The organism is Pseudomonas sp. WS 5027 (genome assembly GCF_012985695.1).
GTDB classification, from domain to species: Bacteria; Pseudomonadota; Gammaproteobacteria; order Pseudomonadales; family Pseudomonadaceae; genus Aquipseudomonas; species Aquipseudomonas hygromyciniae.
The window spans coordinates 66,313-91,090 of the sequence record NZ_JAAQWU010000005.1; the positions used below are offsets into that span (position 1 = coordinate 66,313).

25 protein-coding genes are annotated in these 24,778 nt (G+C 59.4%); 10 read left to right on the plus strand and 15 right to left on the minus strand.

Annotated elements, in window-relative coordinates:
• Positions 1–241 precede the first annotated feature (241 nt).
• Both HBO09_RS08330 and HBO09_RS08335 read right to left on the minus strand, forming a co-directional pair.
• A complete protein-coding gene (locus HBO09_RS08330) occupies positions 242–1,240 on the minus strand; it encodes a FecR family protein (RefSeq protein ID WP_169993143.1) in 999 nt (332 codons plus the stop codon).
• Entirely contained in the window at positions 1,237–1,758 is a 522-nt protein-coding gene (locus HBO09_RS08335) for a sigma-70 family RNA polymerase sigma factor (protein ID WP_169993141.1), read from the minus strand. The genes HBO09_RS08330 and HBO09_RS08335 overlap by 4 nt, the downstream gene beginning before the upstream one ends.
• A 481-nt stretch (positions 1,759–2,239) precedes the next feature.
• Here HBO09_RS08335 and HBO09_RS08340 point away from each other — a divergent pair, with 481 nt between their 5' ends.
• The 3 genes from HBO09_RS08340 (at position 2,240) to HBO09_RS08350 (ending at position 4,182) form a co-directional block, all read left to right on the plus strand.
• Positions 2,240–2,707, plus strand: coding sequence for a GAF domain-containing protein (locus HBO09_RS08340; protein ID WP_169993139.1), 468 nt, complete (start codon positions 2,240–2,242; stop codon positions 2,705–2,707).
• A gap of 144 nt (positions 2,708–2,851) precedes the next feature.
• Entirely contained in the window at positions 2,852–3,085 is a 234-nt protein-coding gene (locus HBO09_RS08345; RefSeq protein WP_169993137.1) for a hypothetical protein, read from the plus strand.
• A gap of 539 nt (positions 3,086–3,624) precedes the next feature.
• Entirely contained in the window at positions 3,625–4,182 is a 558-nt protein-coding gene (locus tag HBO09_RS08350; RefSeq protein WP_169993135.1) for a hypothetical protein, read from the plus strand.
• 844 nt (positions 4,183–5,026) lie between these two features.
• Here HBO09_RS08350 and HBO09_RS08355 read toward each other — a convergent pair.
• Positions 5,027–5,569, minus strand: a complete 543-nt coding sequence (locus tag HBO09_RS08355; RefSeq protein WP_169993249.1) for a histidine phosphatase family protein — start codon at positions 5,567–5,569, stop codon at positions 5,027–5,029.
• 395 nt (positions 5,570–5,964) lie between these two features.
• On the opposite strand from HBO09_RS08355, the gene HBO09_RS08360 reads away from it, so the two are divergent.
• Together HBO09_RS08360 and HBO09_RS08365 are read left to right on the plus strand one after the other, a co-directional pair.
• Positions 5,965–6,285, plus strand: coding sequence for a hypothetical protein (locus HBO09_RS08360; protein ID WP_169993132.1), 321 nt, complete (start codon positions 5,965–5,967; stop codon positions 6,283–6,285).
• 133 nt (positions 6,286–6,418) lie between these two features.
• The gene (locus tag HBO09_RS08365; RefSeq protein ID WP_169993130.1) at positions 6,419–6,790 is read left to right on the plus strand and encodes a hypothetical protein; all 372 of its coding nucleotides are present in this window, start codon (positions 6,419–6,421) and stop codon (positions 6,788–6,790) included.
• A gap of 29 nt (positions 6,791–6,819) precedes the next feature.
• Here HBO09_RS08365 and HBO09_RS08370 read toward each other — a convergent pair whose 3' ends face one another.
• Entirely contained in the window at positions 6,820–6,969 is a 150-nt protein-coding gene (locus HBO09_RS08370) for a hypothetical protein (protein WP_169993116.1), read from the minus strand.
• A gap of 93 nt (positions 6,970–7,062) precedes the next feature.
• Entirely contained in the window at positions 7,063–7,902 is an 840-nt protein-coding gene (locus HBO09_RS08375) for an endonuclease (protein ID WP_169993114.1), read from the minus strand.
• 175 nt (positions 7,903–8,077) lie between these two features.
• On the opposite strand from HBO09_RS08375, the gene HBO09_RS08380 reads away from it, so the two are divergent.
• The gene (locus tag HBO09_RS08380; protein ID WP_169993112.1) at positions 8,078–8,509 is read left to right on the plus strand and encodes a hypothetical protein; all 432 of its coding nucleotides are present in this window, start codon (positions 8,078–8,080) and stop codon (positions 8,507–8,509) included.
• Between the two features lie 95 nt (positions 8,510–8,604).
• Here the strand turns inward: HBO09_RS08380 and HBO09_RS28655 are convergent, their stop codons facing one another.
• Both HBO09_RS28655 and HBO09_RS08385 read right to left on the minus strand, forming a co-directional pair.
• On the minus strand, positions 8,605–8,820 hold the full coding sequence (locus HBO09_RS28655) for a DUF6434 domain-containing protein (RefSeq protein WP_222933912.1): 216 nt from the start codon (positions 8,818–8,820) through the stop codon (positions 8,605–8,607).
• A gap of 31 nt (positions 8,821–8,851) precedes the next feature.
• Positions 8,852–9,457 carry a hypothetical protein gene (locus HBO09_RS08385; protein WP_169993110.1) on the minus strand — a complete coding sequence of 202 codons (606 nt, stop codon included), beginning with the start codon at positions 9,455–9,457 and terminating at the stop codon, positions 8,852–8,854.
• Between the two features lie 489 nt (positions 9,458–9,946).
• On the opposite strand from HBO09_RS08385, the gene HBO09_RS08390 reads away from it, so the two are divergent.
• Positions 9,947–10,738 (plus strand): aminoglycoside phosphotransferase family protein, encoded by a 792-nt coding sequence (locus tag HBO09_RS08390; RefSeq protein WP_169993247.1) that lies wholly within the window; start codon positions 9,947–9,949, stop codon positions 10,736–10,738.
• A 226-nt stretch (positions 10,739–10,964) separates the two neighbouring features.
• Here the strand turns inward: HBO09_RS08390 and proP are convergent, their stop codons facing one another.
• The 6 genes from proP to HBO09_RS08420 form a co-directional block, all read right to left on the minus strand.
• Complete coding sequence (gene proP, locus HBO09_RS08395; RefSeq protein ID WP_169993108.1) at positions 10,965–12,467, minus strand: glycine betaine/L-proline transporter ProP; 1,503 nt, start codon at positions 12,465–12,467, stop codon at positions 10,965–10,967.
• A gap of 131 nt (positions 12,468–12,598) precedes the next feature.
• Complete coding sequence (locus HBO09_RS08400) at positions 12,599–13,870, minus strand: FAD-dependent oxidoreductase (protein WP_169993106.1); 1,272 nt, start codon at positions 13,868–13,870, stop codon at positions 12,599–12,601.
• Between the two features lie 2 nt (positions 13,871–13,872).
• The gene (locus HBO09_RS08405; RefSeq protein WP_169993104.1) at positions 13,873–15,444 is read right to left on the minus strand and encodes an aldehyde dehydrogenase (NADP(+)); all 1,572 of its coding nucleotides are present in this window, start codon (positions 15,442–15,444) and stop codon (positions 13,873–13,875) included.
• A 55-nt stretch (positions 15,445–15,499) separates the two neighbouring features.
• A complete protein-coding gene (locus HBO09_RS08410; protein WP_169993101.1) occupies positions 15,500–16,447 on the minus strand; it encodes a dihydrodipicolinate synthase family protein in 948 nt (315 codons plus the stop codon).
• A 44-nt stretch (positions 16,448–16,491) separates the two neighbouring features.
• Entirely contained in the window at positions 16,492–17,418 is a 927-nt protein-coding gene (locus HBO09_RS08415) for a 4-hydroxyproline epimerase (protein ID WP_169993099.1), read from the minus strand.
• A gap of 26 nt (positions 17,419–17,444) precedes the next feature.
• A complete protein-coding gene (locus HBO09_RS08420; RefSeq protein ID WP_169993097.1) occupies positions 17,445–19,061 on the minus strand; it encodes an APC family permease in 1,617 nt (538 codons plus the stop codon).
• Between the two features lie 200 nt (positions 19,062–19,261).
• On the opposite strand from HBO09_RS08420, the gene HBO09_RS08425 reads away from it, so the two are divergent.
• Positions 19,262–20,029, plus strand: coding sequence for an AraC family transcriptional regulator (locus tag HBO09_RS08425; RefSeq protein WP_169993095.1), 768 nt, complete (start codon positions 19,262–19,264; stop codon positions 20,027–20,029).
• Positions 20,030–20,175: 146 nt separating this feature from the next.
• Here HBO09_RS08425 and HBO09_RS08430 read toward each other — a convergent pair whose 3' ends face one another.
• On the minus strand, positions 20,176–21,012 hold the full coding sequence (locus tag HBO09_RS08430) for an HAD family acid phosphatase (RefSeq protein WP_169993093.1): 837 nt from the start codon (positions 21,010–21,012) through the stop codon (positions 20,176–20,178).
• 126 nt (positions 21,013–21,138) lie between these two features.
• Between HBO09_RS08430 and HBO09_RS08435 the strand changes: the two genes are divergently transcribed.
• Positions 21,139–23,286: a TonB-dependent receptor gene (locus HBO09_RS08435; protein WP_169993091.1), complete on the plus strand. Its 2,148-nt coding sequence runs from the start codon at positions 21,139–21,141 to the stop codon at positions 23,284–23,286.
• 173 nt (positions 23,287–23,459) lie between these two features.
• Positions 23,460–24,098 (plus strand): hypothetical protein, encoded by a 639-nt coding sequence (locus HBO09_RS08440; RefSeq protein ID WP_029293673.1) that lies wholly within the window; start codon positions 23,460–23,462, stop codon positions 24,096–24,098.
• Between the two features lie 57 nt (positions 24,099–24,155).
• Here HBO09_RS08440 and HBO09_RS08445 read toward each other — a convergent pair whose 3' ends face one another.
• Positions 24,156–24,701 carry a hypothetical protein gene (locus HBO09_RS08445; protein ID WP_169993089.1) on the minus strand — a complete coding sequence of 182 codons (546 nt, stop codon included), beginning with the start codon at positions 24,699–24,701 and terminating at the stop codon, positions 24,156–24,158.
• Between the last annotated feature and the right edge of the window lie 77 nt (positions 24,702–24,778).

Below are 24,778 nucleotides of genomic sequence, written 5' to 3' on the forward strand. Positions count from 1 at the left end.
TCGCCCAGGGGACCAGCAGGGATGCCGTAATGTTTGACCTGCTCCTGCCCGAATACAGGTTGAGTCATGAGAAGTGGCGCTGCAAAAATCGCCAAATGAAAGGTCAACGCCAAGGCGCAAGGTTGACCAAAGGTAAAACGAAAGCGTTTAAGTGGAGGCATGTTCCTAGGTCTCGAGTTTTGTTGGCTACTACAAGGACGGCCAAGAAATGAGAACTGGAACCCAAGGAAAATGTTTTTTATCAGCGCACTGAGGGGGTCACAGGAAACGCCTCTGTTCGCGGCTTTTTCAGAGCGATACGGGTAACCCATGGCGTCACTTTTTCGACCTTGATCGGCAGACTGCGGGCGAGCAGGCGCAGCGCACGCTCACTGTCATCCGCCGGTAGGACGGCGGTGACTTCGAGGTCTGCCAGTGCCTTGGGGTCGTACATCATCCACCCGTTATGGAAGCGGTTCAGGCGCTCGAGTACCTGAGCTAATGGCAGGCGCCTGACCACCAGCTTATGGTGCTCCCACGCCTGCTCAATCCCGACTCCGTCAACGTCGTTCAATGGATGAATGCCGCCCGCATCCATCATCACCTGCTGACTGGAATGGACATCCAGACGGTCACCGGCGCTGGTCACATGGGTGCTCGACTCAATCATGGCCAATCGCGTCGAACTGCCCAAACGCTCCACCGTAAAGCGCGTCCCCAAAGCCCGGATGCTGCCTTCGTCTGTAACGACCAAGAAGGGGCGCTGCGCGTCCTTGGCCACTTCGACCAGGATTTCACCGCCAAGCAAATGCAACGTGCGTGAGTGGGCGTCGAAATCCACATCGACGGCAGAGAGCCCATTGAGGCTGATACGGCTACCGTCGGGCAATTGCTGGGTATGCCATTGGCCGGTGCCGGTGCGAATGTCTGCAAACCAGTAAGCCACCGGTGTCCGCTGTAGCACCAGGCTTGCCGGTAGCAAAAGCATCAGCGCCAGCACCAGGGCTTTAACCGGCAAGCGTGCGGGTTTGCGCGTAATGCTGCTCAAGGCGGCGCGAGTTGGCGCACGTGGCAATGTACGCAAGGGGGCCAAGCTGACCTGCAACTGCCGGACGGCTTCGCGATGCAACTCGCTAGCCTCCAGCCAGTCGTTGTATTCGCGCAGTTGGGCATCATCCAGCTGTCCGTCGATGCATACCAGCCACGAGGCAGCCTGCTGCAACACGTTTGGTGTAAGGGGGGACGCGGGGCTTGTGCTCACGAAAGAGGGTCTGCTGCGGCGTGGCAATGTAGCAGCGCCTGCACCAGATACTTCTGCACGCTCTTGATCGAAACCTGCAACTGCTCCGCGATCTGAGCGTGGCTGTACCCTTCCAAGTGGCGAAGGATAAACGCCTGTTGAGCGCGGGTACTCATTCGGGAAAGCGCCCGAGCGATTTGCTCTAAAGCTTGTACTGCCGCGAGTACCTGTTCAGGTGAGGGAGCCTGCTCCATGTATTGAGCCTGGCGTTCAAGCTCCTCGCGGTACGCCTGTTCGAGTTTCTGACGTCGGCTGCGATCAACCAGTAAGCGGCGAGCAACGGTTGCGAGAAACGCCCGCGGTTCTCGCGGAACAGTATAAGCACCGACGGTAAGCAGACGAACAAATGTGTCCTGCGCCATATCTGCCGCATTCTGCGGACAATCCAAACGACGGCGCAACCAACCCAGCAGCCAACTGTGATAGCCCTTGTACAGGGCATCCAGGCTATCAACTTTGGAGGGGTGAGAGGTTTGCATCGAGATGATTCGCAAATAGGAATTATTCTACTTTAGTTGAAGTAGAGCTTGGAATGCAATTGTGACGTTGGCGTCTACAACATGTACGCTTCTGGCCGAACGCGGCCATACGACAAGTGCCACGAATCGTGGGCTAATTGGTAGTTTTTGTCCGGTCGGCAGGACGCCGGGGAAGGGGTGAAAACAGTTCCTAAACTAAAAGCTCACCGCTCATGGAATGGGGCCTTCAGTCTGGTTGCTACTGCTGGGTAATGGAACTTTGCGAGCCCTCAAGGCCGCAGCCCGCTGGCGCTTGCATAGCGCTCTTGAAAGCCAGCGAACGTTTCGAAGACCCGCGCGGCGTGAGCCTCGTCCAACGACATTGCTTCGGGAATGGTGATCCAGCCTCGCAAACTTCTATCCTAATGCTCATTGGGTATTTAGGATCCTCGATCCGGCGTCCTATAGTTGGATTTTTCCAACCCATAGTCCGGACTTTTTTGTGGCCAAATCCAGCTCAGTATTCGACTCGCTACGCCAGGACATTGATGCGCTAGCCGAACAACTTGGTGTCAGCTCTATTCTTGTCATGCGTTCCCTACCCCAGCATATGCAGGTAGAGGCTTCTGGCGGACGTCATGAAGATACCTATCCCATAGGCGCCCAGGGCAAGAAAAGTAGTTTGGCCCACAACGGCCAGGAGCTCTACTGTGAGCGGGTGGTGGACGCCGACCAGCCGCTATACGTCAAGGATTCGCGTTTGGAGTCCGACTGGTCTGGCAATGAAGATGAGGTAGAGTTCGGGCTGAGCAACTATTTAGGCTATCCAGTACGCGGACCTGACGGCGAGGTGTATGGCACCGTCTGCGCCTTGCATGAGGATGCCAAGGAATACAGCGCCGAAGAACGGGCCGCTCTGGATGAGTTTCGCAAGAAGGTTGAGGCACAGCTGGCGCGGGATTTGAAATAACCGCTATACACAAGTCATCACCGGCCATATTGGCGGTGCTATGGCGAAAACTCAGAAAGCCTGGCCATTGTGCCGGGTTTTTTATTGCACTCAGTTTGTGCAAGGTCGAATATAGAGCTTCCGACTATAAACTGGGAGAGCGTCATGGTTTTGCGTGGCATGGCACAGATGCATGTCGACGACTTGGCGGAACGGTTCAAGAAGTTGGTTGTAGGGCAGGCTGACAACGCGGATATTCAGTTTGCGTGGGTTGTTTTTTATCAGGGCAGAATGTTCGGAGCTTATTCAACAGCCGAGCTTGCGCTGCAGAAAATAACGAACATTGAGCACTGTATCAGCATCGATGAGGCCCCAGTCCCTCAAGCCTCAAGTGATTAAAGTTTTCGTTAAGCCCCGCCTGGAGCGGGGTTTTTATTGCCTCAAACCCCATGGTTGATATCAACGAGAGAAAAAAAGGACTGCCCTGAAAAAGCGAAGCCCCGGCATTTAGCCAGGGCTTCTGGATGAACGGAGGGAATCGACCCCCCGATACACCATTTCATATCCGCCCGCTTAAAACCAAAGGCTAGAGCTGCGCAAAAGTGGTGTTATTGTCCGACTTCTTTGTATGGATTGACCTGCCTATTTTTGGCTGGAAAATATGAGCGGGCTTGTATTAGTAATGAGTCGGCCTTCCTCCCCTCTTTGGGGGGCATGGAATCGACGGCCCAAGCTCAAGGATGACGTTATGTCGCTATACGAAACATTCTTAACCCCACCAGAGTCGGTAGTCTATTTCTCCACCCCGGTCATCGTATGGGCATTGTGCTTTGCGTACTGCCACTTCACGTTCGATCCCGATAAAGTAAGTATTCAGTGATACGTTGGGCTATTGTTACCAGCGCAAAATACATTGACGCACATTTTCAAGGATTGAAATGAAAGCCACATTGCTTGTGTTATCCGCCTTCTTCCTGCTTTGCGGCTGCGCCACGCCGCTTACCTCCGATATGTCTAGCCCTTCAATTGCCGACACAAAAACAGTGGTGTTCGGCGGTAAGACGTTCGTCCTGAAATACCAAAAACCGGGCTTATGGGAGTATTTTCCAGCAAAGGAAAGCATCGATGCCTGGAATGAAATGGTGGATTTTACCGTCGTACCTCGTGAGATGAACCGCTTCAAACCCCTCGACCTCGCGAAGCGCGCCATCCAGCTTCACCAGCAAGATAATCCGAACATGCCGGCGATCCTGCTGACCGACAATAAAACCGGAATCGATTATTCGATGATGTTTTATCCCACTTCATTGCGTAAAGATGGGCAGTTCTCGGAAATCAGTTATTTCAAGTATTATAAGGATGGTACTACCGGGCAGACCATTATCTTTCATTTTGCCAGGAATATTCCAAGATCGAGCAATCCCTCGGAAAGCGCAATAGAAACAGGTCGGGAAATAGTGCCGTTGATAGAGGCATTCCCGCTGTATCGGCCGTAATACTGTTGAGCGGCCAGCACGAATCGATTCGCAGGCGGTGATTGCCAGAAAAGCATCTTCGCAGGCTTTCGCAGATCGCCAAAGGACTGCTCAAGGTTGAAAGCTATAGCCTTGAGGTCGCGGCGCAGGTGCTGGTTGGATTTGGTAAGGATGAACATACAATACAACCCGAGTGACTATTTTGGTGACGGATTAACCTAATTCAGACCGAACACATGCTCAACGAACTGTCGCCATCACCCATGCCGGCGATAGAGAATTGATCGCGTTGCAGCCGTGCCAGGCGTATGTCAGGGCTATCAACCGTCGCGGTCGTGAAAATTGGTACGGGACAAAAAAGCCCCGAATTGGCCTATGATTCGGGGCTCCAGATTATACTTATGATATATGGGTTTTATTTGTAGGGTTTACTTGTTTTTCGGGCGGTCCCTATCATTATTTCTGTAGTTTTGTATGGTCAAGTAGGCCCTGATAGTGAGTAGGGCAAGGCAGAAAATCATGCCAAAGATAAATTGAAAAGTGGTCATGTGATTCCTCCAGGGCAACCAACCTTTGATTGTCTATCAAGTCCGTAGCTTATTCTATTTATATAGTGCCTCTTATTGTTGCTAGTTGGCGATTTAATTTATTTTTTCGGTTGTGCTCGATCGGTAGAGCGCAGGGGTAGTGTTTTTTTTTGCTGTCTAATTTTACCTAATCGTACCGCGCATTTATTGGGCTTAAACGCGTTTAAATGTAGATGGAGTTTTAGGCGGAAAACTTATACGAGCCACGCAATGCATGGATTACATACTGCTGCAGTAGCAGGCCTTTTCATGACGGTATTTGATGGGTATTGCATAACTTACTTCTGATGCATCTGATAGATCACTGCGCTCCAGTAGCGGTTTGCGTTACGCATCTGGGGAGTCCAGCCGCTAGCCTCTAGCTGCTTACCAATCATTCGATTCATGAAGCCATGGCCGAGCAACAAGACCGGCCCGGTGCTGGAAAGATCTTGAAGCTGTTGCGCGGCCTTGCTGGCCCGTAGCCTGGCCTGGCGGGCTGATTCGACCGTTCCTGAAAAACCACACAACCATGAGATACGAAGGATAAATGCCCAGGTAAAGGGAGAGAGCCGCGGTAGTCTCCAGCGGCCATGGGGCAGCTGTGCTTCACAGAATACAGCGTCTACCACTGTAGGCTGAAGGCACAGCGCCCTTACGGATGTCAGCGCTCGCGGGGCACTACTCGATACGATCACCTGAGCGCTCGCCGCCAGTTGCACGCTAGCCTGCGGCGCGGGCTGGTTGATGATTTCGGATAAGTTGTAATGCTCGATCCAGTGTTTCATTTCGGCTAATGAAACCTTGCCGCTCATTGTCAGTTTCGGCTGGCCATGGCGCATCAGGATGATCTCCCTGTTCACTGTGTTTACGTCCTTGTCTTGCGGATTTGTGCAGATGCAGGATGGGTTTTTTGGGTATTAGATACCAGGTGACTACTGAGTAGATAGCACATTGAGTCGAAAGGGTACCCTCTAGGCAATAGACGCGGGAGCGGCATCTAAAAAAATAACCAGGGTGTTTTATAAAAGGCAATGAGCCACTAGCCCATCTGTGCTAGTTCTCTCGTGAAGGGATAAGTGCTAACTTTTTTACTTTGTTTTTGTAGTGAAAGAGGGTTCTGTGTTTAGTGCCTCCTTTAAGAATCTATTGGTCGCGATAATTAATAAGCGCCCAGTTCCCCATCGGAGCCAAAGTTAGGGCGCGCTTAACCATATTGGAACTCAGGAGAGTGATCATGAATTACCGATGCCTGCTGCCCATGCTTCTACTGGCTGGTTGTATTTCGCAACCCAATCATCAGGGTGTCAATTGGGGGAATGGGGCCTGTCCAAAGCCTGCCCCAGAGAGCATTTCGGCCACCAATCATCTGGTGATTGAAGATGGCAAGACGCTGAAATGCCAAATTCGCCCTTATGTCTGGAACATGGCTTGCCAAGGGATCGTCGACGGAGAAACGCAAGGCGTTATTTGTCAGGATAATGGTGGGGGGCAGATGATTTTCTTGTTTGACGACAAAGGAGTGTTGACTAACCATCGCAGTTTGAAGGCTGGCTAGGGATATTCAGGGCTACTGCGCCTGGACCTCATCCCGCCAACGAGCATGAATGACCGATGCAGCGATTAGCGTTGTGGCAATGTGGATTGCAATGGGTTATTAAAGCCGCCGACTATTCGCTGGGAAGCTATCAATGCGTTATTTACTGGGATGTACGGTTTTGCTGGCGTGCGCAACTGCGGTTGGGGATGACGCGCAACTGAAACAGTGGGAAAAGATGGACCGCTGCTCGACTGCCGCGTTTATCGCGGTGTCTATCCTTGAAGAAAGCGAGGACACCTACAATCAGGCAATCGCTCTACATGGGGCGATTAATGGGCTCAAGAACAATACAAAGCTGGAAGAGACAAACCCGACTGAGAACGAAATGACGGGCGCCTACAACATGGCGCTACGGATCTCCCACACGATGCCACGTCCCTTCGGCAGCCGCGGTCATGATTGGCTCGTCGCCCAAGCGGCAACCGCATGCACCTTGTGGGTTCCTGAAGTCAAACCGCAGTAAGTGCTGCCGATGGCGCTCGGGCCCCGGGCTTACATGCCCAGGGTAGGAATGGTCACTTGGCCACATTCGATGAGTTGGCCAGCGGTTACTTGAAGCACATCATTGGGTTTTGCGGCGTACCCGGCAAAAAAGCCGATGGTCAGCAGCGCGATACAGAGCAGGGATCTTCTTAAAGTCATCGGGAATTCGCTGAGTCATGGGTATGAAAACATGCAGCACTGATTCCCGATTGTGCAAAAGGTTCCTGGCGGGCGGGTTCTGCCAGGCGCGACCTACGAAAGCAGCACCACACGGGCGCTCTCGAATAGCACGGGCCGTACAAGAATTTTGTAGCTGTCAGCATCGAACGCCTGCGGTGGCAGGGCCGGCGCCAACCGGGCTTCGGTCTCCGAGGTGTAAGTCCCGATGTACCGCCAGTTGTCCACGACGTGGTATTGCTCCATCTGGCCATGGCGTTCATGCAGCGCAATGGCGGCGGGGTAAGGCCAGCGATGGACGGCCCAATGCGCCAACGCCAGCAGCAAACGCTCGGTGTGGGCTGCATGGGTTTCATCGCCCCGGCATGCTCCGGCGCATTTACGGATCTGCGCGCGGAAACAGCCCTTTGCGCTGGGTGGTTCTATACCCAGCAGGCCATGGCAGAGACGGTGCTCGTCGGCGAGCAGCATCAACGCTTCGATTGCCATGCGTCGGCTGCGAAACAGCCCATACAACTGTGGCCCCTCAGTCAGCGCGGTGGTGTCGATGATCTCGAGTTTGCCATTGTGCAAGCACAGCGAGCACAGGCGCCGCTGCCGGCGCAGGCGTTTGTTCTTCAAGGGCTGCATCTCTTTGATCAGGCGCGACTCCAGCAACAATGCACCGATTTCCCCTGCGGTCTGCTGGTACTCGATCCGCTGTGCCTGGCGCAACATGCGCGCTTCTTCTGGGTTGCGCAGGTGCGCCAGCAGGCGGCTGCGAAGATCGACACTTTTACCGATGTACAACGGCATCGACTCGCCTTGCGCGTAGAAGAAATACACGCCAGGTGCGCGCGGTGCCGCTTCGGCCTGGGCGCGAAGGTGGGCAGGGTACTCGAAGGGTGAGACGGGGAGAGTCGGGCGTAGAGGCATGCCCGATATAGTGCGGCATCATCTGGCGCAAAGGGTAGCCGCCGGTCGGTCCAGTCTCGCCGCAGTCGATAGTATTGCGGATTCGGGGCCGCTTGCATTGCGCTGATCGCCAGTGCGAGAGGGGGCGTGATACCTTTGCGCGCAATGTGGCTAATCGGCATCAGGGAGTGATGGAATGGGAAACGCATACAACACGGCACTGCTGGTCGCTGCCGGGCTTAACCTGCTGGTGGCGCTGATGCATATCGGGGTCATCATCAAAGGGCCGTCCTGGTATCACCTGTTTGGTGCGGGCGAGCGTTTTGTACGTGCGGCCAAGGCCGGTCGCCGCTTCCCGGCCGTGGTGACGGCGGGGATTGCCCTCGTGCTCGCCGCGTGGTCGGCCTACGCGCTGTCCGGCGCCGGTGTGATCGATCCCTTGCCCCTGCTGCGCCCTGCGTTGTGCGTAATCACCCTGGTCTACCTGTTGCGTGGGCTGTTGGGCCCATTCGTGTTGGCCGGCACAGGCCGTAGTACGCGCTTTATTATGATCAGTTCGGGGATTTGCGTGGTGTATGGGCTGGTGCATCTGGTGGGGCTGGTGCAGGTGTGGAATACCCTGGCCTAGCGCTGGCAGTGCCTGGGCTATCGCAGCCTCGAGCTGCCACACGGTTCTTCTGACTCCGCAAGGTTACTGATCCAATTCCCTCCCCATCGATGCGCCTAAGGCCGGGATGACGACTTCCGATTCCAATGATCTGCCACGTCCCCCATGGTCAAGGGCGCGCCACTCTTGATCCAGGCCATGAACGCCCGATCGAACTTGAACGACTCCCCGCACTCGCCGACGAGGAATCGGCGGACCTTCTGCGTATTCCTGTAGTGCGGGTCCAGTGGGGTGTCGCGGGTGATGGGGCCCGAGTGCCAGTCGAAGGTCATTGCCATTCCTTGGGTGATGGAGTTTTTTGATTCAACAATTGAAGACTGGAGCATAGCGCTCTTCACGTTTTTTGAAGTGAATCGGCGCCATCGGCACTTTTTCACCGTTTACGAATATAGCCGGGAAGGTGAGGGTGAAGTCATCCATGTCGCCCTTGCCCAACGCCGTCCCCTTGCGGCTGCTGCTGGATTGTTCCTTGGGGTCAAAACCGGTTTTCAATTGCTCGATACTGACTTGATAGGTTTCACCCGTCGCCAGCGTTACGGTAACTAGGGGTGAAGCGGCGCTGACCCACAGTGGCGGGTCGGTCTGTTGATAGACCGCCCGGCGTTGATCCGGGGTGTTCAGGTTGCGTAGGCGCGGGGGGATGTAAAGTCGGCCAAACAGGCGCAGTTCGGTATCGGTTGAGCGCAGCTTGTCTGGCCAGCTGGATGTTCCTGGCGGTGCTACATAGACCAATACGTGAACCCAATCGAGCGCTTCCGAGCGTGGGGCAAAGCTCATTGCGGCTTTCGGGCCGGGGCAGGTGCGTTCGAGTAGAGCCTGTGTACCCAGTGTCGATTGCGGATGCAGATACGGCCCGGTGCTGCATCCCGCAAGCAGCGCCAGGAGGAGATAGAAGATGTATTGCTTCATTGGGGCCAACTCCATTTGTCGTAAGCGCGACTATGTCATCTGCGCGATGAATTCTCATCAGCACTGTGCAGTATTCTCTGGCGAGAAAGATTCTCGTTTGTCAGGCTCTGAGATAAACTCCCCAGATTATTGAAAGGGAGCATTGCGGCAATGGAACTGAAATCGTCGAGCAGAAGTATCCACGTGCTGGGCTACGGCATCCTGGCTGCAGGCCTGGTGTGCCTTATTCTTGCGTTGTTCAGCACACAAGGGCGCAAGTGAGCGGATGCGTAAATCTATGAAGTATCTCTCGACCTTGAATCTCGCAATGGAACGCTTTCTGAGTCGGTTTACCCGCACGCAGTTCCTCTGCGCCGCCATTGCGTTTACCGCGCTCAACTTCGGATTGGACTACACCGTTGCTTCGTATAACTCTATCTACCTGTCCATGCTCAGCGGTTGGCTTTTTGCCATGGGTTTTGTGGGGTTCAGGTCTAGGCCGTGATGGGTATGTTTGATCACTACTTGAAGCGATGGGACCTGGTTGTCGACGGTGACGCATTCGCCTCGCGCAACGGCAATCTACTGCCCGTTCGCCAGCACGGCATGCCTGCCATGCTCAAAATCTCTCAAATAGCCGAAGAGCAGGCCGGCAGTGTGCTGATGGCCTGGTGGGACGGCGAAGGTGCCGCCCCCGTACTGGCCCAGGACGGCGAGGCCTTGCTCATGGCGCGTGCGTTGGGCTCGGCCTCGCTTCTACAGATGGTCAATGACGGCCGGGATGAGCAGGCCACTCGCATCCTGTGTGGCGTAGCCGCGCGCCTGCATGCACCACGGGCCAAGCCGACTCCCGCATTGGTTGCACTGGAGCAGTGGTTCGCGGCGCTATGGCCTGCGGCGGCGAGGCACGGCGGCATTCTTGAGCATTGTGCAAGCACTGCACGCGACCTCCTGGCGGCACCCCAGGAGGTCGCGGTACTGCATGGCGATATTCACCATGGCAATGTGCTGGATTTTGCCGCGTCCGGCTGGCTCGCTATTGATCCCAAGGGCCTCTACGGCGAGCGGGGCTTTGATTATGCCAATCTGTTCTGCAACCCAGATGAACGCGCCCTGGCCCCGGAGTGCTTTGCGCGGCGGATCGAAGTGGTCGCCAGTGTTTCGGGTATCGAGCGGCGCAGGCTCCTGCAATGGGTGCTTGCCTGGGCAGGGTTGTCGTTAACCTGGATGCTCGAAGAGGGGGATGAACCGGGACTCACCCTCGGCGTGGCGCAACTGGCGGCGGCGGCGCTTGGTCGGTGATTATCGTCGCGGCTTGGGCCCCGGTGAGTGATGACCAGCGCTGCGGTGATCAGTAAGCGGTCGCAATCGCCATCACACCCCTGTAGGAGCTGGCTTGCCAGCGATCGCGCCGGGCCGGTCGCCGACAAAGTGACTGACCCACCGCCATCGCCGGCAAGCCAGCCCCTAGATTTTTTTGCGGCCCAGCCAAGCGCGCTGCCTGATCGAGATCCCCTGTGGGAGCCGATCAGTCGATTCGCGGATGCTGCTGCGCCAGGTTCTCGCGCTTGGCTTCCAGCTCGGCGATCTGCTCGTCCAGGTCTTCGATCTTCTGCTCGATATTGTCGTGATGCTCCTGCAGCAGCTCCCGTGCCTCTTCAATATCCGACGCCGCCGGCGCCGCGCCGCGCAGGGGTTTGTTGGCGGTTTCCTTCATGGTCAGGCCAGTGACCAGGCCCACCACGGCAATCACCATCAAGTAATACGCCGGCATGTACAGGTCGTTGGTGCTTTCCACCAGCCAGGCAACGGCGGTCGGGGTCAGGCCGGCGATCAGCACCGAGATGTTGAACGCACTGGCCAAGGCGCTGTAGCGGATGTGGGTGGGGAACATTGCCGGCAGGGTGGACGCCATCACGCCGATAAAGAAGTTCAGCACCACCGCCAGCATCAGCAACCCGGCGAAGATCAGCCCGAGCTTGCCGCTGTTGATCAGCATAAACGCCGGAATCGCCAGCGCCAGCAGGCCGATGCTGCCCGCGATGATAAAGGGCCGGCGCCCGACCTTGTCGCTGATAAAACCGATCATGGGTTGCACGAACAACATGCCGACCATGATCGCGATGATGATCAGCACGCCATGGTTTTCGCTGTAGTGCAGGTTGTGCGTCAGGTAGCTGGGCATGTAGGTGAGCAGCATGTAGTAGGTGACGTTGGTCACGGCCACCACGCCGACGCAGGTCAGCAGGCTGCGCCAATGCTTGGTGGCGACTTCCTTGAACGACACGCGCGGGCCGCGGGCCAGGCCTTCGCGATCGCCCTGTTCGAGTTTCTCGACATGTTGTTGGAAGGCCGGAGTCTCTTCCAGGGCGTGGCGCAGGTACAGGCCGATCATGCCCAGGGGCAGGGCGAGGAAGAACGGCAGGCGCCAGCCCCACTCCTGGAATTGCTCTTCGCCCAGCACGCTGGAGATCACCACCACCACCCCCGCACCGAGCACGAAGCCTGCAATGGAGCCAAAGTCCAGCCAACTGCCAAGGAAGCCGCGCTTGCGGTCGGGGGCATATTCGGCGACAAAAATTGAGGCCCCGGTGTATTCACCGCCCACCGAGAAGCCCTGGGCCATCTTGGCTAACAGCAACAGGATCGGCGCCCAAATGCCAATCGAGGCATAGGAGGGAATCAAGCCGATGGCAAAGGTGCTGATGGACATGATCACGATGGTGGCCGCAAGGACTTTCTGCCGCCCGTACTTATCCCCCAGCGCACCAAAGAACAGGCCACCCAGGGGGCGGATCAGGAAGGGTACGGAAAAGGTCGCCAGCGCCGCGATCATCTGCACGCCAGGGTCGGCGCCGGGAAAGAACACCTTGCCCAGCACATAGGCCACGAAGCCATACACCCCGAAGTCAAACCACTCCATGGCATTGCCCAGCGCTGCTGCGGTGATCGCCTTGCGCATCTTGGCATCGTCGACAATGGTGATGTCTTTCAACCCGATAGGGCTGACACTTTTCTTGCGCGATTTCATACAGGTCACTCTGTTGCTGATCGGTGTCGATGCCATTGTTTTAATGGCATGGTCTACTGGGTCAGATACATGAGGACACTAAATAATTCACCGCTTTATATTTTTTTTCGCTAGGCCCCTGCAAGGGGCTGTCAGAAACGGTCCAGTCGATAGCGCTCCAGCGCGGGCAATCCCGCAGGCTGGGGCATATAGACCGGTGAGAGCAGTTGCGCGATCAGCTCGGCAGTGACGGCCGCTTGCGTCAACCCCAGGTGTTGATGGCCGAAAGCAAGCAACACCTTACCGTCGCACACTCGGTCGATGATCGGCAGCGAGTCTGGCAACGAGGGCCGAAAGCCCATCCACGGTGTGGCGTCCTCAGCGCTCAACTCATGACGCAACAGGCCGTGGCTCAGCCGATGCAACTGCCAGGCGCGCTGCATGTTCGGCGGCCGGTCGAGGCCGGCAAATTCCACGGTGCCGGCCAGGCGCAGCCCATCGCTCATGGGCGTCATGATGAACTTGCGCTCCAGCGAGGTGACGGCAAACGGCAAGCGCTCTTGCTCATGGGGCAGCATCAGGTGGTAACCGCGTTCGGTGTCCAGGGGGACCTTTTTGCCGGTCAGCGCCTGGGTGAGCCTGGCGGAGTGTGCACCGCAGGCGATCACCACCTGGCGGGCGGCCAAGCGGCCCAGGTCGGTGATCAATGTAACGCCCTGTGCCTGCAACTGGCCGTCCTGGACCTGTCGCTTGAGGAATGTCACGCCGCAGGCCTTGGCGGCCTCGACTAGTTCGCAAACCACGCGATACGGCTCGAGGAAATGCCCGGTCCGGGGAAAGAACAATCCGCCCTGGATCCGTTCGCTCAGTTGCGGTGCGGCCCGCTGCACGGCGTCCGCCGACCAGTAGTCCACCGGCACCTGTTGCTGGGTCATGCGCGCTTGCAAACCTTCAATCGCTTGGCGCGACTCGGCGCGCTCGAACACCAATAGCGAACCGTCCTCACGGAGCAATTCAGGTCGGGCCAAGGTTGCCAGCAAGCGCTGCCACGCACCCAGGCTGCTTTCATTGAGGGCACGGATGCCGGCAACCGAACGCTGGTAGGCGGTGGGGCGCAGGTTCAACAGCAGGCGGGTAAACCAGGGCAGGGCGCGGGGCAGGTATTTCCAGTCCAGACGCAGTGGGCCCATGGGGTCCATGAGCATGGCGGGCAGGCGCATCAGGATCGACAGGTCGGCGATGGGGAACACCTGTTCGGTCGCCAAATGCCCGGCATTGCCGAACGAAGCGCCCATGCCCGGTTCCTGCTGATCGATGACCACTACTCGGCGGCCCTGGCGCGCCAGTTGCAGCGCGCAGGCGACGCCGATAATGCCGGCGCCGACCACCGCAATGTCGATCTCGGGTTGAGGGTTGTCGAGCATGTTCAGGCTTCTCTCTGGCCGTCGAGCAAGCGCCGCAACGCGAGCGGATTGTCTTGTTTGAGGGCTTCGGGCAGCAGGCTGTCGGGGAAGTCCTGGTAGCACACCGGGCGCAGGAAACGCAGGATCGCGGCGGTGCCCACCGAGGTCGAGCGTGAGTCCGAAGTCGCGGGGAACGGCCCGCCATGCACCATGGCATCACACACCTCGACTCCGGTCGGCCAGCCATTGACCAGCAATCGGCCCGCCTTGCGCTCAAGGGTCGGCAGCAATCCCCGCGCCTGTTCAAGATCAACCTCATCCAGGTGCAGGGTGGCGGTCAGTTGGCCTTCGAGGTGTTCGGTCACCCGGCGCATTTCGCCATCGTCGACACATTGCACCAGCAACGCGGCGGCGCCGAAGACTTCGCCTTGCAAGTGCGGGTTGGTTAGGAAGTCTTGCGCGCGGGTGGTAAACAGCTGCGCCTGACATTGGTTCGGGCCTTGCGCTGGCAACCCGCTGGCCACGGGGTGGGCATGCTCGGCCAGTGTGCCGACGCCCGCTTCATAGGCCTGGAAGATGCCAGGGGTGAGCATGGTCTGCGCCGAGCTGCGTTGCAGCAGGCTGCTGGCAACGCTGACAAACTGCTCCAGCTGCGCGCCCTGGACCGCAATCAGCAGTCCGGGGTTGGTGCAGAACTGCCCGGCCCCTTGGGTCAGTGAGGTGACGAAGCCTTGCGCCAGTGCCTCGCCGCGTGCCTTGAGGGCGGCAGGGAACAGATACACCGGATTGATCGAACTCATTTCCGCATACACCGGGATCGGCTCCGGGCGTGCCTGGGCCGCCTGGCATAAAGCGATGCCACCACTTTGCGAGCCGGTAAAGCCTACTGCCTTGATTCGTGGGTCGGTGACCAGGGCAATCCCCACTTCACGGCCAGAGCCGTATAGCAGGGAGAACACGCCTTCGGGCAGGCCACACTGCTTCACGGCACGGGCCAGCGCGCGGCCTACCAGTTCGCTGGTGCCGGGGTGGGCACCGTGGGCCTTGACGATCACCGGGCAACCGGCGGCGAGGGCTGAAGCGGTATCACCGCCGGCCACCGAAAATGCCAGCGGGAAGTTGCTGGCGCCAAATACGGCCACCGGCCCCAACGGCACCTGGCGTTGGCGTAGGTCGGCACGGGGCAGGGGCTGGCGGCCTGGTTGCGCAGTATCGATTCGCACGTCCAGCCATTCGCCGGCGCGTACGGTCCGGGCGAAGGTGCGCAGTTGCTGGCAGGTGCGGCCCCGTTCGCCCCGGATCCGCGCGTGGGGCAAGCCGGTTTCAGCCACGGCGCGCTCGATCAACTCATCGCCCAGGGCCTCGATTTCGTTGGCGATGGTTTCGAGGAATTCAGCGCGGGCCAGCAGCGATGTCTCGCGGTAGCTGTCGAAGGCTGACCACGCCAGCGCGCACGCCTGGGCCACGTGTTCGGCCGAGCCGCCGTGATAGGCGGGTTCCAGCGCAGCGTTGGTAGCCGGGTTGATGGCGTGCAGGGCGGCGCCGGTGCCGGGAATGGAGTGCTGACCGATCAGCATATTGCCTGTCAGAGTCATGGCCTGTTCCTGAAAAAAGAAGAAACGCCGCTGTGCACCAGCGGCGTACGAGCAGTCAGTCGACGTTCTGTTCTGCCGACCAGTTGGCATACCACTGGCGGAACAGCGTGTACTGGTTCTCGGCATAGCGGCGCTGGGCATCGCTGAGCACATCGCTTGGGTTGAAGTGCAGGCTGTATTCCAGATCGCCGTTGAGCACCATCAAGTGCTTGTAATAGAGCACCAGGTCGCAGCCTTCATCGAAGGACGACAGCACTGCCAGCGCGGCTTCCAGTTCACGGGCCTGGCGCCGCGCCTTGGCATCGCCCTTGGCGGCTTTCTTGCTCAGGGCCACCAGGTGCAGGACTTCCCGTGGCAGGGCGTTGCCGATACCGGTGATAGCGCCGGTGGCGTTGCAGTTGACGAAACCGTGCACCACTTGGGTATCCACACCCACCATCAGGGTCACGTCATCGTCCTTGGAGGTGATGTGTTCAGCGGCGTAACGCAGGTCGGCAGCGCCGCCGAACTCCTTGAAGCCGATCAGGTTCGGGTACTCGCGACGCAGTTCAAAGAACAGGTCGGCGCGGGTGGCAAAGCCGTAGTAGGGGCTGTTGTAAATCACTGACGGCAGGTTCGGCGCGGCGCTGAGGATCGCCGCGAAGTGGGCCTTTTGCGCGGTGGCCGAGGCGCCACGGGACAGCACGCGCGGGATGACCATCAAGCCATGGGCGCCGACCTTGGCCGCGTGGGCCGCATGGGCGACGGCCTCACGGCTGTTGACCGCGCCGGTGCCGACGATGGTCGGGATACCCGCCGCCACCAGGCGCGCCACGCCTACCTGGCGCTGGGCTTCGGTGAGCAACGGCCAGTCGCCCATGGAGCCGCAATACACCACGGCGCTCATGCCGATATCGATCAGCTCGCGGCCCTTGGCGACCAGGGCGTCGAAGTCCGGCTGGCGCTGGGCGGTGCAGGGTGTCATCAGGGCCGGGATGCAGCCGGTGAAGATGTTATCGCTCATGTTTTTATCTCCTTGGAAGGGTCTGTTTAAAAGCTGCCGGGTGCTCAAATGCCCCAGGCGAAGGGATCCTGTTCGTCGATCAGCAAGGTGCTGTCGGCGGTCATATAGGCGCGGCCGGTGATGAACGGGCGGATGCGTTCGCCCTCCCATTCAAAACGGCCTTCGAATTGGCTGGCGGTGATGCTGGCTTGTACCCATGGCTCACCGGCCTGAAGCTTGCCATCGGCGGCCAGGCACGCCAGCTTGGCGCTGGTGCCGGTGCCGCAGGGCGAGCGGTCGTAGGCTTTGCCGGGGCACATGACGAAGTTGCGGCTGTCGGCCTGGTCGTCATCGGCGAACAGTTCGATATGGTCGATCAACGCGCCGTCTTCGCCATGGATGCCTTGGGCTTCGAGGGCCTTGAGCATCGCCCAGGTGAAGTCGGTGAGGGCATCGACATTGGCCATGTGCAAATCCTGGCCGTGCTCGGACACCAGGAAAAACCAGTTGCCGCCCCAGGCAATATCACCGTAGACACGGCCATACCCCGGCACCTCCACCGGCACCTGCTGGCGATAGCGATAGGCGGGCACGTTGCGCAGGGTCACGGCGCCATCCGCATGCAAGGTGGCGCTGACCGGGCCCACCGGCGTGTCGATGCTGTGCACCCCCGGCGCGATGTGCCCCAGGTAGTGCAACGAGGCGACCAGACCGATGGTGCCGTGGCCACACATGCCGAGGTAGCCGGCATTGTTGAAGAAAATCACCCCGCAGGTGGCTCCCGCAGAGACCGGCTCGCAGTACAGCGCGCCGACCAGTACATCGTTGCCACGGGGTTCCAGCAGGCAGGCGCGGCGCCAGTGGTCGTGTTCGCTGCGCAGGTTGTCGAGCTTGTCGGCGATGCTCTGGCCGGCAAGCTGCGGGAAGCCATTGAGGATCAGGCGCGTCGGTTCGCCGCCGGTATGGGAGTCAATCACGTGCAATCGTTTCATCCAGATACTCCTTGGTGATTGGCCCGTTATGCGTTCGCCGGATGCATACCGGTCGCGGGCAGCACGGCTTCGCTTTCGTCGTCTTCGTGTTCCAGTTCCACCAGGTGCGCCGGCACGCCGGTGGCGGCGCCCCAGTAGTAGATGCCCAGCGCGCAGGCGGCGACGACCAGGGTGTCGAAGGGGTGGCTGAGCACGCCCAGGCCACCAAAACTGCCGAGCTTGGATAGCACCATGGTTACCGCGTAGAAGCCGATCAGCCACGCGCTGGAACGCACTTGCTGGGCGATGTTCAGGTGCTGGGTCGGTACCAGGCGGCGGCACAGCAGGTACACCCCAAACATCACGATCTGCAGGCCCAGCAGCCACGACACGGTGTTCCAGCCCGACCAGTAGACGATCAACGCGGCGATGATGAACGACAGCGGGCCCAGCACATTCATCCACTTGACCCGGAACGGGCGCGGCATGTCCGGGGCGTTGCGTCGCAGTGCAGCCACGCACACCGGGGCCACCGCGTAGCTCAACACCAGGGCGGCGGAGACCACGTTGATCAACGCTTCCCAGGACGGGAACGGCAAGGTCCAGAACACCGACAAGCCAAAGGTCAGCCACAGCGCCGGGCGTGGGATACCGGACTTCTCATCAATGCGCGTAAAGATCTTGAAGAAGGTGCCAGTCTGCGCCCAGCCGTAGATCACCCGTGGCGTGGCGTTCATGTAGATGTTGCCGCAGCCGCTGGGGGAGATCACCGCGTCGGCCACCACCAGATAGGCCAGCCAACCCACACCCAATGCCAGGGCGATATCGCGATAGGGCAGCGCCAGTTCCTTGCTGATCCCGGCCCAGCCGTTGGCAAGCATTTCGGTGGGCACGCCGCCGAGAAAGGCCACTTGCAGCAGCACATAAATCGCCGTGGACAGCAGCACCGAAAGGATCAAGGCAATGGGAATGGTGCGTTGCGGGTTTTTCACTTCGCTGGCCACCGAGATGATCGGCGTCAGCCCCAGATAGGCAAAAATCACCCCGCCGGCGGACACCGCCATTTCAATCCCCGACAGGCCGAAAGGCGCAAAGCCCTGGGAGTGAAAGTTGGCCGGTTTGAAGAAGGTGAATAGCACGCCGATCACCAGCAGCGGCACGATGAACTTGAATACGCTGACCAGGTTATTGGCGATGGCGAACGTCTTGACGCTGCGGTAATTGAGCACGAAAAACAGGCAGAGCAGGCCGAACTGCACCAGCCAGCCGAGGGTGGTGGGGTCGCTGGAGCCGGCCTTGGTCAACTCGGGAAACCAGGCGGCGGCATATTGCCTTGAGGCGACCACTTCGATCGCCACCAGGCTGGAAAACGCGATCAATGTGATAAAGCCCATCAGGTAGCCCAGCAGCGGGCCGTGGGAATACACCGGGTAGCGCACCACGCCACCGGCACGGGGCAGGGCCGCGCCCAATTCGCAATACACAATGCCCAGCAGCAGCACGGCAAAACCGCCGAGTAGCCAGGAAAAAATCCCGGCAGGACCTGCGATGGACGACACGTGACTGGCGGCAAACAACCAACCGGAGCCGAAGATGGCTCCCAGTCCGATAAAGGTGAGGTCGATCAGAGACAGCTGTTTCTTGAACTTGCCTTGGGCTGACATAGCGGCGCCTTCTTGTGGGTTATTGGATAGGCATGCAGTGGCGCTACAGTGAACCCATCAGCCCGCTGGCGATTGATGTTTTGCGCGGCTATCAATGACGAATTCAGCACAATTTCCGCAGGCGCAACCGCACTCGACAGGGCCCTGGCCATCGGGCAATCTGCGGGCTCAGCGAGGCGATAAACGAGGCAGTGAACGGCATGATGCACAACGCGTTTGCAACCCTGTGCCAGGGCGGCGAGCAGCGCCCACACAGCCTCGAACAGATGCTGGCGGGCGTGGCCATGCTGTTGCCGATGCTCGACGTGATTCCCAATGCGACGATGTTTATCAAGGACGTGCAGGCGCGCTACGTCATGGTCAACCGCACCCTGGTGCAGCGCTGCGGCTTGAAAGATCGGCGCCCGTTACTGGGCAAGACCAGCGCCGAGGTGTTTCCCGCGCAGTTGGGGCCGGGTTACACCGAGCAGGATCGGCGCGTGCTGGAGCAGGGCCTGGTGTTGGAGGATCAACTGGAGTTGCACCTGTATGGCAGCCGCGAACCCGGTTGGTGCCTGACCCACAAATGGCCGTTGCACAACCACGAAGGCGCGATCATCGGCCTGGCTGGGATTTCGGTCGACCTGCAATCCGCCAGTGAGACCCACCCGGCCTATCAGCGCCTTGCGGCCGTGGACGAACACATCCGCGCCCACTTCAACCAGCGCGTGACCCTCGGAGAACTGACACGCATCGCCGGCATCTCGGTGGCGCAACTGGAGCGCTACTGCAAGCGCGTGTTCCACCTGACACCCCGGCAGATGATCCAGAAAGTGCGCCTGGAACATGCCCATCGCCTATTGCACACCGACATGCCGATCACCGATGTGGCGTTGCAATGCGGCTACACCGACCACAGTGCATTTACTCGTCAGTTCAAGGCGTTGACCGGGTTTACGCCGCGTCAGTATCGCCAGGCCACCAGCTAATGAGTGGGCGCTGTGTGCCACCCCAAAACTCCGTGCCCGCTGCCGGCTTGCCCGCGAAGGCGATGGTTCAGCCAGGTAGGTATCGACTGACCCACCGCCATCGCAGCGGTGCGGCGATCCGAAAAGCCAGCTCCCACATCTGATCTTCATTGCTGCAACTGAAGGGCCTCCCGTTTGAAAAAACGCTTCTGCGCAAACGGTATCTCTTCACGGTCGCCATAGGGCGCGCTGTACCAGTTGCCGTAGGTTGGATTCGGTAGCAGGAACCAGCGCTGGCCAAACCAGCCTACATAAGGCTCCACCGCCCGGCGTTGGGCGGCCAGGGTGTTGTGTTCGGCCTGGACGAAATCCCCCAGGGAATCACCAGCCATCAACAGCACCCGCGCCTGGCTGGCGACCCATTGGCGCCGGCAGTTCTTGCCGTAGCCCGCTTGTTCGCAATGACCGGTCGGGGTGGCCGCCGCCAGTACTTGTTCGTTGCTCTGCACCGGGAAACCGCGCAAACGCAGGTTGTCGACGGTGGCCTGAACCTGGCTGTGCTCACGGTTGGTCAGGTAATACACCTTGATCCCCCGTTGCTTGGCCGCCTGTAAAAACGCCACGGCGCCGGGCAGGGCCTGGGCCTTGGCCTGGTCGACCCAGGTGTTCCAGCGGTCATAGGAGTAGACCTGGTTGTTGACGATGTCCCGGGCATTGAGCGGCACGTTGTTCAGGAGGGTTTCATCGATATCGACGATCACCGCCGGCGGCAAGCCGCTCAGGTTGCGCGGGGCAAAGGGCAGGGCGTCCCAGTCCTTGGTGGCCAGGGCCACGTCGAGTTGGCGGGTGGCGTCGGCGAACACCTGGCGATAGATCAACTCATGCTCGATGGAGGTTTGGGTCCAGAGCACCGCATCCAGTTGGTCGTTGGCCGGTGGGTGTTGTTGGCAACCGACCAATAGTGAAGAGAACAGGTAGATGCTGGCGAAGGTGAGATTGCGCATGAAAGGCTCGGCCTCAAGGGTGAAGGGGCGCTCAGGGCCAGCACATTAGCCTAATCGACGAGGTTTGTGCGTGACCTGCGTATGATCCGCGGCTTCCAACCGCAGACCTCTTCAAGGATTCGGCCTATGCGCCTGCAACAACCTCTGCTTGTTCTTTCTGCGCGCAGTCTTGGCTTGGCGGCTGCCCTAACATTCAGCCACCTAGCCCAAGCCCAGGAGGCGCTGCAGTTGGCACCGCTGCAAGTCACCACCACGCAGCTGAGCGAAGGCGAAGCGGCCCAGGCGCAACTCAAGCAGGTGCCCGGTGGGACCAACTACGTTGACATGGCCAGCGTCGAGCAGGGGCGGGTCAGCAGCAATGAAGATGTGCTCAAGTACCAGGCCGGCATCTACGCTAAGGCTGCGAACAACGAAGGGGTGAAAATCTCCATTCGCGGCTCGGGCATCAACCGGGGTCCCGGCAGCCATGCGTCCGGCCTGTATGAAACCATCGACGGCCTGCCACTTACCGGCCCCGGCGGTACGCCTTACGAACTCAAGGATCCGTTGTGGCTTAGCCGGGTTGAAGTGCTGCGCGGCGCCAACGGGTTTGATCGGGGCGCCTTGGCCCTGGGCGGGGCAGTCAACTATGTGACCCGCACGGGCTACGATGCCCCCAAGTTACGCGTGCGCTATGAGGCCGGCAGCCATGGTTATGCCCAGCGGGAAATCAGTTCGGGGCAAGTGCTGGGCGATGCCGACTATTACATCAGCCTGACCGATGTCGAGTACGACGGCTTCCAGCAACAGAGCGCCGGCAGTGGCAAGGGTGTGGCGGCCAACTTCGGTTACCGGTTCAACCCGGACCTGGAAACGCGCTTCTATTTCCGCTACCGCGAAACCGCCAACGACAGCCCCGGCAAACTCACGCGCCAGCAGATCGAACACAGCCCGCGCGCGGCCAACGCCGTCAACCTGGCGCGCGACTCCAAGCGCTTGCAGCCGGGCTCGACGTGGATCGCCAACAAGACCACCCTGCAGTTGGACGATAACGCGCGCGTCGAAGCGGGCCTGGTGTATCACGATTACCCGATGGACCTGCGCGAGGGCACCAACCGGTTGAAAGTGGCGTACACCGACATCAGCGGCACCTTGAACTACATCCGCCAGGACACGCTGCTGGGGCGCGACAGCAAGACCACGGTCGGCTTGCGTACTACCCAGGGGATGCCCAATAACGGCGTGTCGGAATACGTGCGCGTGCCCACCAACACCACGGCCACATTCGCTCCGGGCACCAAGACCCGTGACTACAGCTACCTGGGGTCGGATACGGTGTTGCATGTGAGCAACGACCTGGAACTGCTGCCCGATCTGTGGCTGACCACCGGGCTGGCAGCGATCTACACCCGCCGCGAAACCGAAGTCACTTACCCCGAGACCCATGCCCCCTTGAGCACCCACGACTGGGACTACGCGCCGCGCGTGGGGCTGCGCTATGACTTCAATCCGCAGTTGCAGGTGTATGGCAACCTGAGCCGGTCGGTGGAGCCGCCACATGCCTGGTCGATGATCTGGGGTTCCAACAAGTTCTTCGCGAAAGACTCGGGCAGGCCGGAGGCGGGCTTGACCCGCGAAGGCGTGGAGCTGCAAAACCAGACCGCCACCACCCTGGAAGTGGGCGGGCGCGGCGAAGCCTGGTTTGGCCAGTGGGACCTGGCGTTGTACCACTCGCTGGTGCGCCATGAACTGCTCAGCGTCGAGACCCAGGCGGCTACGCCCAACACCTCGCAGGTGGTCGCTGAATCCAACGCCAGCCCGACCATCCACCAAGGCCTGGAACTGAGCCTCACCAGCCCGCTGTGGGACGGTGGCAATGCAGGCCGCCTGGCCCTGCGCCAGGCCTACACCTACAGCAACTTCCACTACCGCGACGACCCGCGTTTTGGCGACAACACGCTGCCCGGCATCCCCAAGCACTATTACCAGGCGCAGGTGCGCTACAGCCATCCCAGCGGCTTTTTCAGCAGCCTCAATGGCGAGTACTCCTCGCGGGTGGCGGTGGACTATGCCAACTCCTACTACGCATCAGCCTATGGCTTGTTGGGCGCCACCGTCGGCTATGACGCGCCGAAACAGGACTGGCAAGCCTGGATCGACCTGCGCAACCTGACCAACCAGCGCTACGCCAATACCGTGACCCCGGGTTATGACGACCATGGCAACGATATGGCGCGCTCGACGCCGGGCGACGGCATGGGTGTATATGCCGGGGTTTCCTGGAGCTTGCGTTAAGGCCCCTGTAGGAGCCGGCTTGCCAGCGATGAGCCCCCCAGGGATCAGTGGTAAACGCCGGCAGTTGATGAGGGTTTTTCCTACAACGGCCTTTTACCAGGGCCGTTGACTCTTTATCATCCGCCCCCAGCACCTCCGGCCATGGAGACGCTCCATCAACTAAGGAAGTCGTAATGCACATTGGAAAAATGCTGGGGTTGGCCCTGATGATGTTGGCAGTGAGTGGCTGCGCCAGCTTCACCAAGGACGAAGTCGCGCCAGTCACCCTGCCATCGAAGGCGAGTTTCGCCAACAAGCCGAACGTCTATGTCGACTTTGATTTTTATCAAGGCGAACCGACCAACGCTGCCGCTGCCGAAGTACCCCAGGCGCGGGATATGCTGCGTCCGCAACTGCAAAAAATCCTCACCGATTCCGGCCTGTTCGGCCGCGTGACCCTTGATGAGTTCCAGAAGCAGCCAGGCGACTACAGCCTGCGCCTGAAGGTCTACAACCATCCGCCAGGTGGTGGTCAGATGGTATTGGCCTTTATCAGCGGCTTCACCTTCACCATCATTCCGGCGCTGGGTACCGACCAGTACACCATGAGCCTGGAAGCCCTGGACCCACAGGGCCAGGCGCTGAGCAAAGGCAGCAATCATGATGCGATCAACACCTGGTTGGGTATCTGGTTTATCCCGATGATGGCCTACACGCCAAAAGAAGCGGTGACCGATACCTTCACGCGCCAGGTCAATGCGTTGCTCAAGCAGATGGTCGAGAGCAATAACCTCAAGTACTCGGCACTGGATGCCGGTGTGCCGCGGGCCTGATTCAGGCTGCAAAAAAAGGGAGCCGGCTGACCGGCTCCCTTTTTTTTGCCTGGGTTTTTACTTGAGTGCCTGAATGAACAGCGGGTCGCTGTACAAGGCCTTGAGCAAGTCACGCACCAGCGGGTTATAGGCGTTCGCCGCATTCGGAATCGCAATCGGGCCGAAGAATGAACTGGACCACACGCTAGTCACTTCCTTGGTGGCGTCGTACACCACTGCGTCGTTCTTGAACACGGTAAAGCGCGCGGCCAGTGTGCCGTGGCCGGAGCCCACGCCAGCGGTCAGCTCGTTCTTCACCAGCAGTACGTCAAGGCGCCGAGGCGCGCTTTGATTCAGCAGGCCGGCCAGGGACAGTTCCTGGGTGAGTGCCGCCTGCACGTGGGCCGGGATACTGCCGGTGGGCGAGCTGATCGGATTGGCCCGGACCATCAACGAACCCTGGCCCGAGGCGGCAGTGACCTTGGCCTGGCTGATGGGTTGCAACGGCGGCGTCTGCTTGAGGCGCTGGACGTTGTCGAAATTGGGCTCGTATTGCGTCATGGTCACGCCGCAACCTTGCAGCAGCAGTAATACCAACGGGGCCAACATAAGAAACTTCTTCACGGCATTTCCTTGCGTGAGGGGGATAGGGGCGCGCGATTATGGTCAGGCGCGGGTAGGGCGGCAACCGTGGCGGTGAG

What these genes read in the sequence shown, in the direction of transcription:
- HBO09_RS08335 (WP_169993141.1), bottom strand. Translation starts at nt 1,758, where the DNA reads ATGCAAACCTCTCACCCCTCCAAAGTTGATAGCCTGGATGCCCTGTAC.
- HBO09_RS08345 (WP_169993137.1), top strand. Translation starts at nt 2,852, where the DNA reads ATGGTTTTGCGTGGCATGGCACAGATGCATGTCGACGACTTGGCGGAA.
- HBO09_RS08350 (WP_169993135.1), top strand. Translation starts at nt 3,625, where the DNA reads ATGAAAGCCACATTGCTTGTGTTATCCGCCTTCTTCCTGCTTTGCGGC.
- HBO09_RS08355 (WP_169993249.1), bottom strand. Translation starts at nt 5,569, where the DNA reads ATGCGCCATGGCCAGCCGAAACTGACAATGAGCGGCAAGGTTTCATTA.
- HBO09_RS08360 (WP_169993132.1), top strand. Translation starts at nt 5,965, where the DNA reads ATGAATTACCGATGCCTGCTGCCCATGCTTCTACTGGCTGGTTGTATT.
- HBO09_RS08365 (WP_169993130.1), top strand. Translation starts at nt 6,419, where the DNA reads ATGCGTTATTTACTGGGATGTACGGTTTTGCTGGCGTGCGCAACTGCG.
- HBO09_RS08370 (WP_169993116.1), bottom strand. Translation starts at nt 6,969, where the DNA reads ATGACTTTAAGAAGATCCCTGCTCTGTATCGCGCTGCTGACCATCGGC.
- HBO09_RS08375 (WP_169993114.1), bottom strand. Translation starts at nt 7,902, where the DNA reads ATGCCTCTACGCCCGACTCTCCCCGTCTCACCCTTCGAGTACCCTGCC.
- HBO09_RS08380 (WP_169993112.1), top strand. Translation starts at nt 8,078, where the DNA reads ATGGGAAACGCATACAACACGGCACTGCTGGTCGCTGCCGGGCTTAAC.
- HBO09_RS28655 (WP_222933912.1), bottom strand. Translation starts at nt 8,820, where the DNA reads ATGACCTTCGACTGGCACTCGGGCCCCATCACCCGCGACACCCCACTG.
- HBO09_RS08385 (WP_169993110.1), bottom strand. Translation starts at nt 9,457, where the DNA reads ATGAAGCAATACATCTTCTATCTCCTCCTGGCGCTGCTTGCGGGATGC.
- HBO09_RS08390 (WP_169993247.1), top strand. Translation starts at nt 9,947, where the DNA reads ATGTTTGATCACTACTTGAAGCGATGGGACCTGGTTGTCGACGGTGAC.
- proP (WP_169993108.1), bottom strand. Translation starts at nt 12,467, where the DNA reads ATGAAATCGCGCAAGAAAAGTGTCAGCCCTATCGGGTTGAAAGACATC.
- HBO09_RS08400 (WP_169993106.1), bottom strand. Translation starts at nt 13,870, where the DNA reads ATGCTCGACAACCCTCAACCCGAGATCGACATTGCGGTGGTCGGCGCC.
- HBO09_RS08405 (WP_169993104.1), bottom strand. Translation starts at nt 15,444, where the DNA reads ATGACTCTGACAGGCAATATGCTGATCGGTCAGCACTCCATTCCCGGC.
- HBO09_RS08410 (WP_169993101.1), bottom strand. Translation starts at nt 16,447, where the DNA reads ATGAGCGATAACATCTTCACCGGCTGCATCCCGGCCCTGATGACACCC.
- HBO09_RS08415 (WP_169993099.1), bottom strand. Translation starts at nt 17,418, where the DNA reads ATGAAACGATTGCACGTGATTGACTCCCATACCGGCGGCGAACCGACG.
- HBO09_RS08420 (WP_169993097.1), bottom strand. Translation starts at nt 19,061, where the DNA reads ATGTCAGCCCAAGGCAAGTTCAAGAAACAGCTGTCTCTGATCGACCTC.
- HBO09_RS08425 (WP_169993095.1), top strand. Translation starts at nt 19,262, where the DNA reads ATGATGCACAACGCGTTTGCAACCCTGTGCCAGGGCGGCGAGCAGCGC.
- HBO09_RS08430 (WP_169993093.1), bottom strand. Translation starts at nt 21,012, where the DNA reads ATGCGCAATCTCACCTTCGCCAGCATCTACCTGTTCTCTTCACTATTG.
- HBO09_RS08435 (WP_169993091.1), top strand. Translation starts at nt 21,139, where the DNA reads ATGCGCCTGCAACAACCTCTGCTTGTTCTTTCTGCGCGCAGTCTTGGC.
- HBO09_RS08440 (WP_029293673.1), top strand. Translation starts at nt 23,460, where the DNA reads ATGCACATTGGAAAAATGCTGGGGTTGGCCCTGATGATGTTGGCAGTG.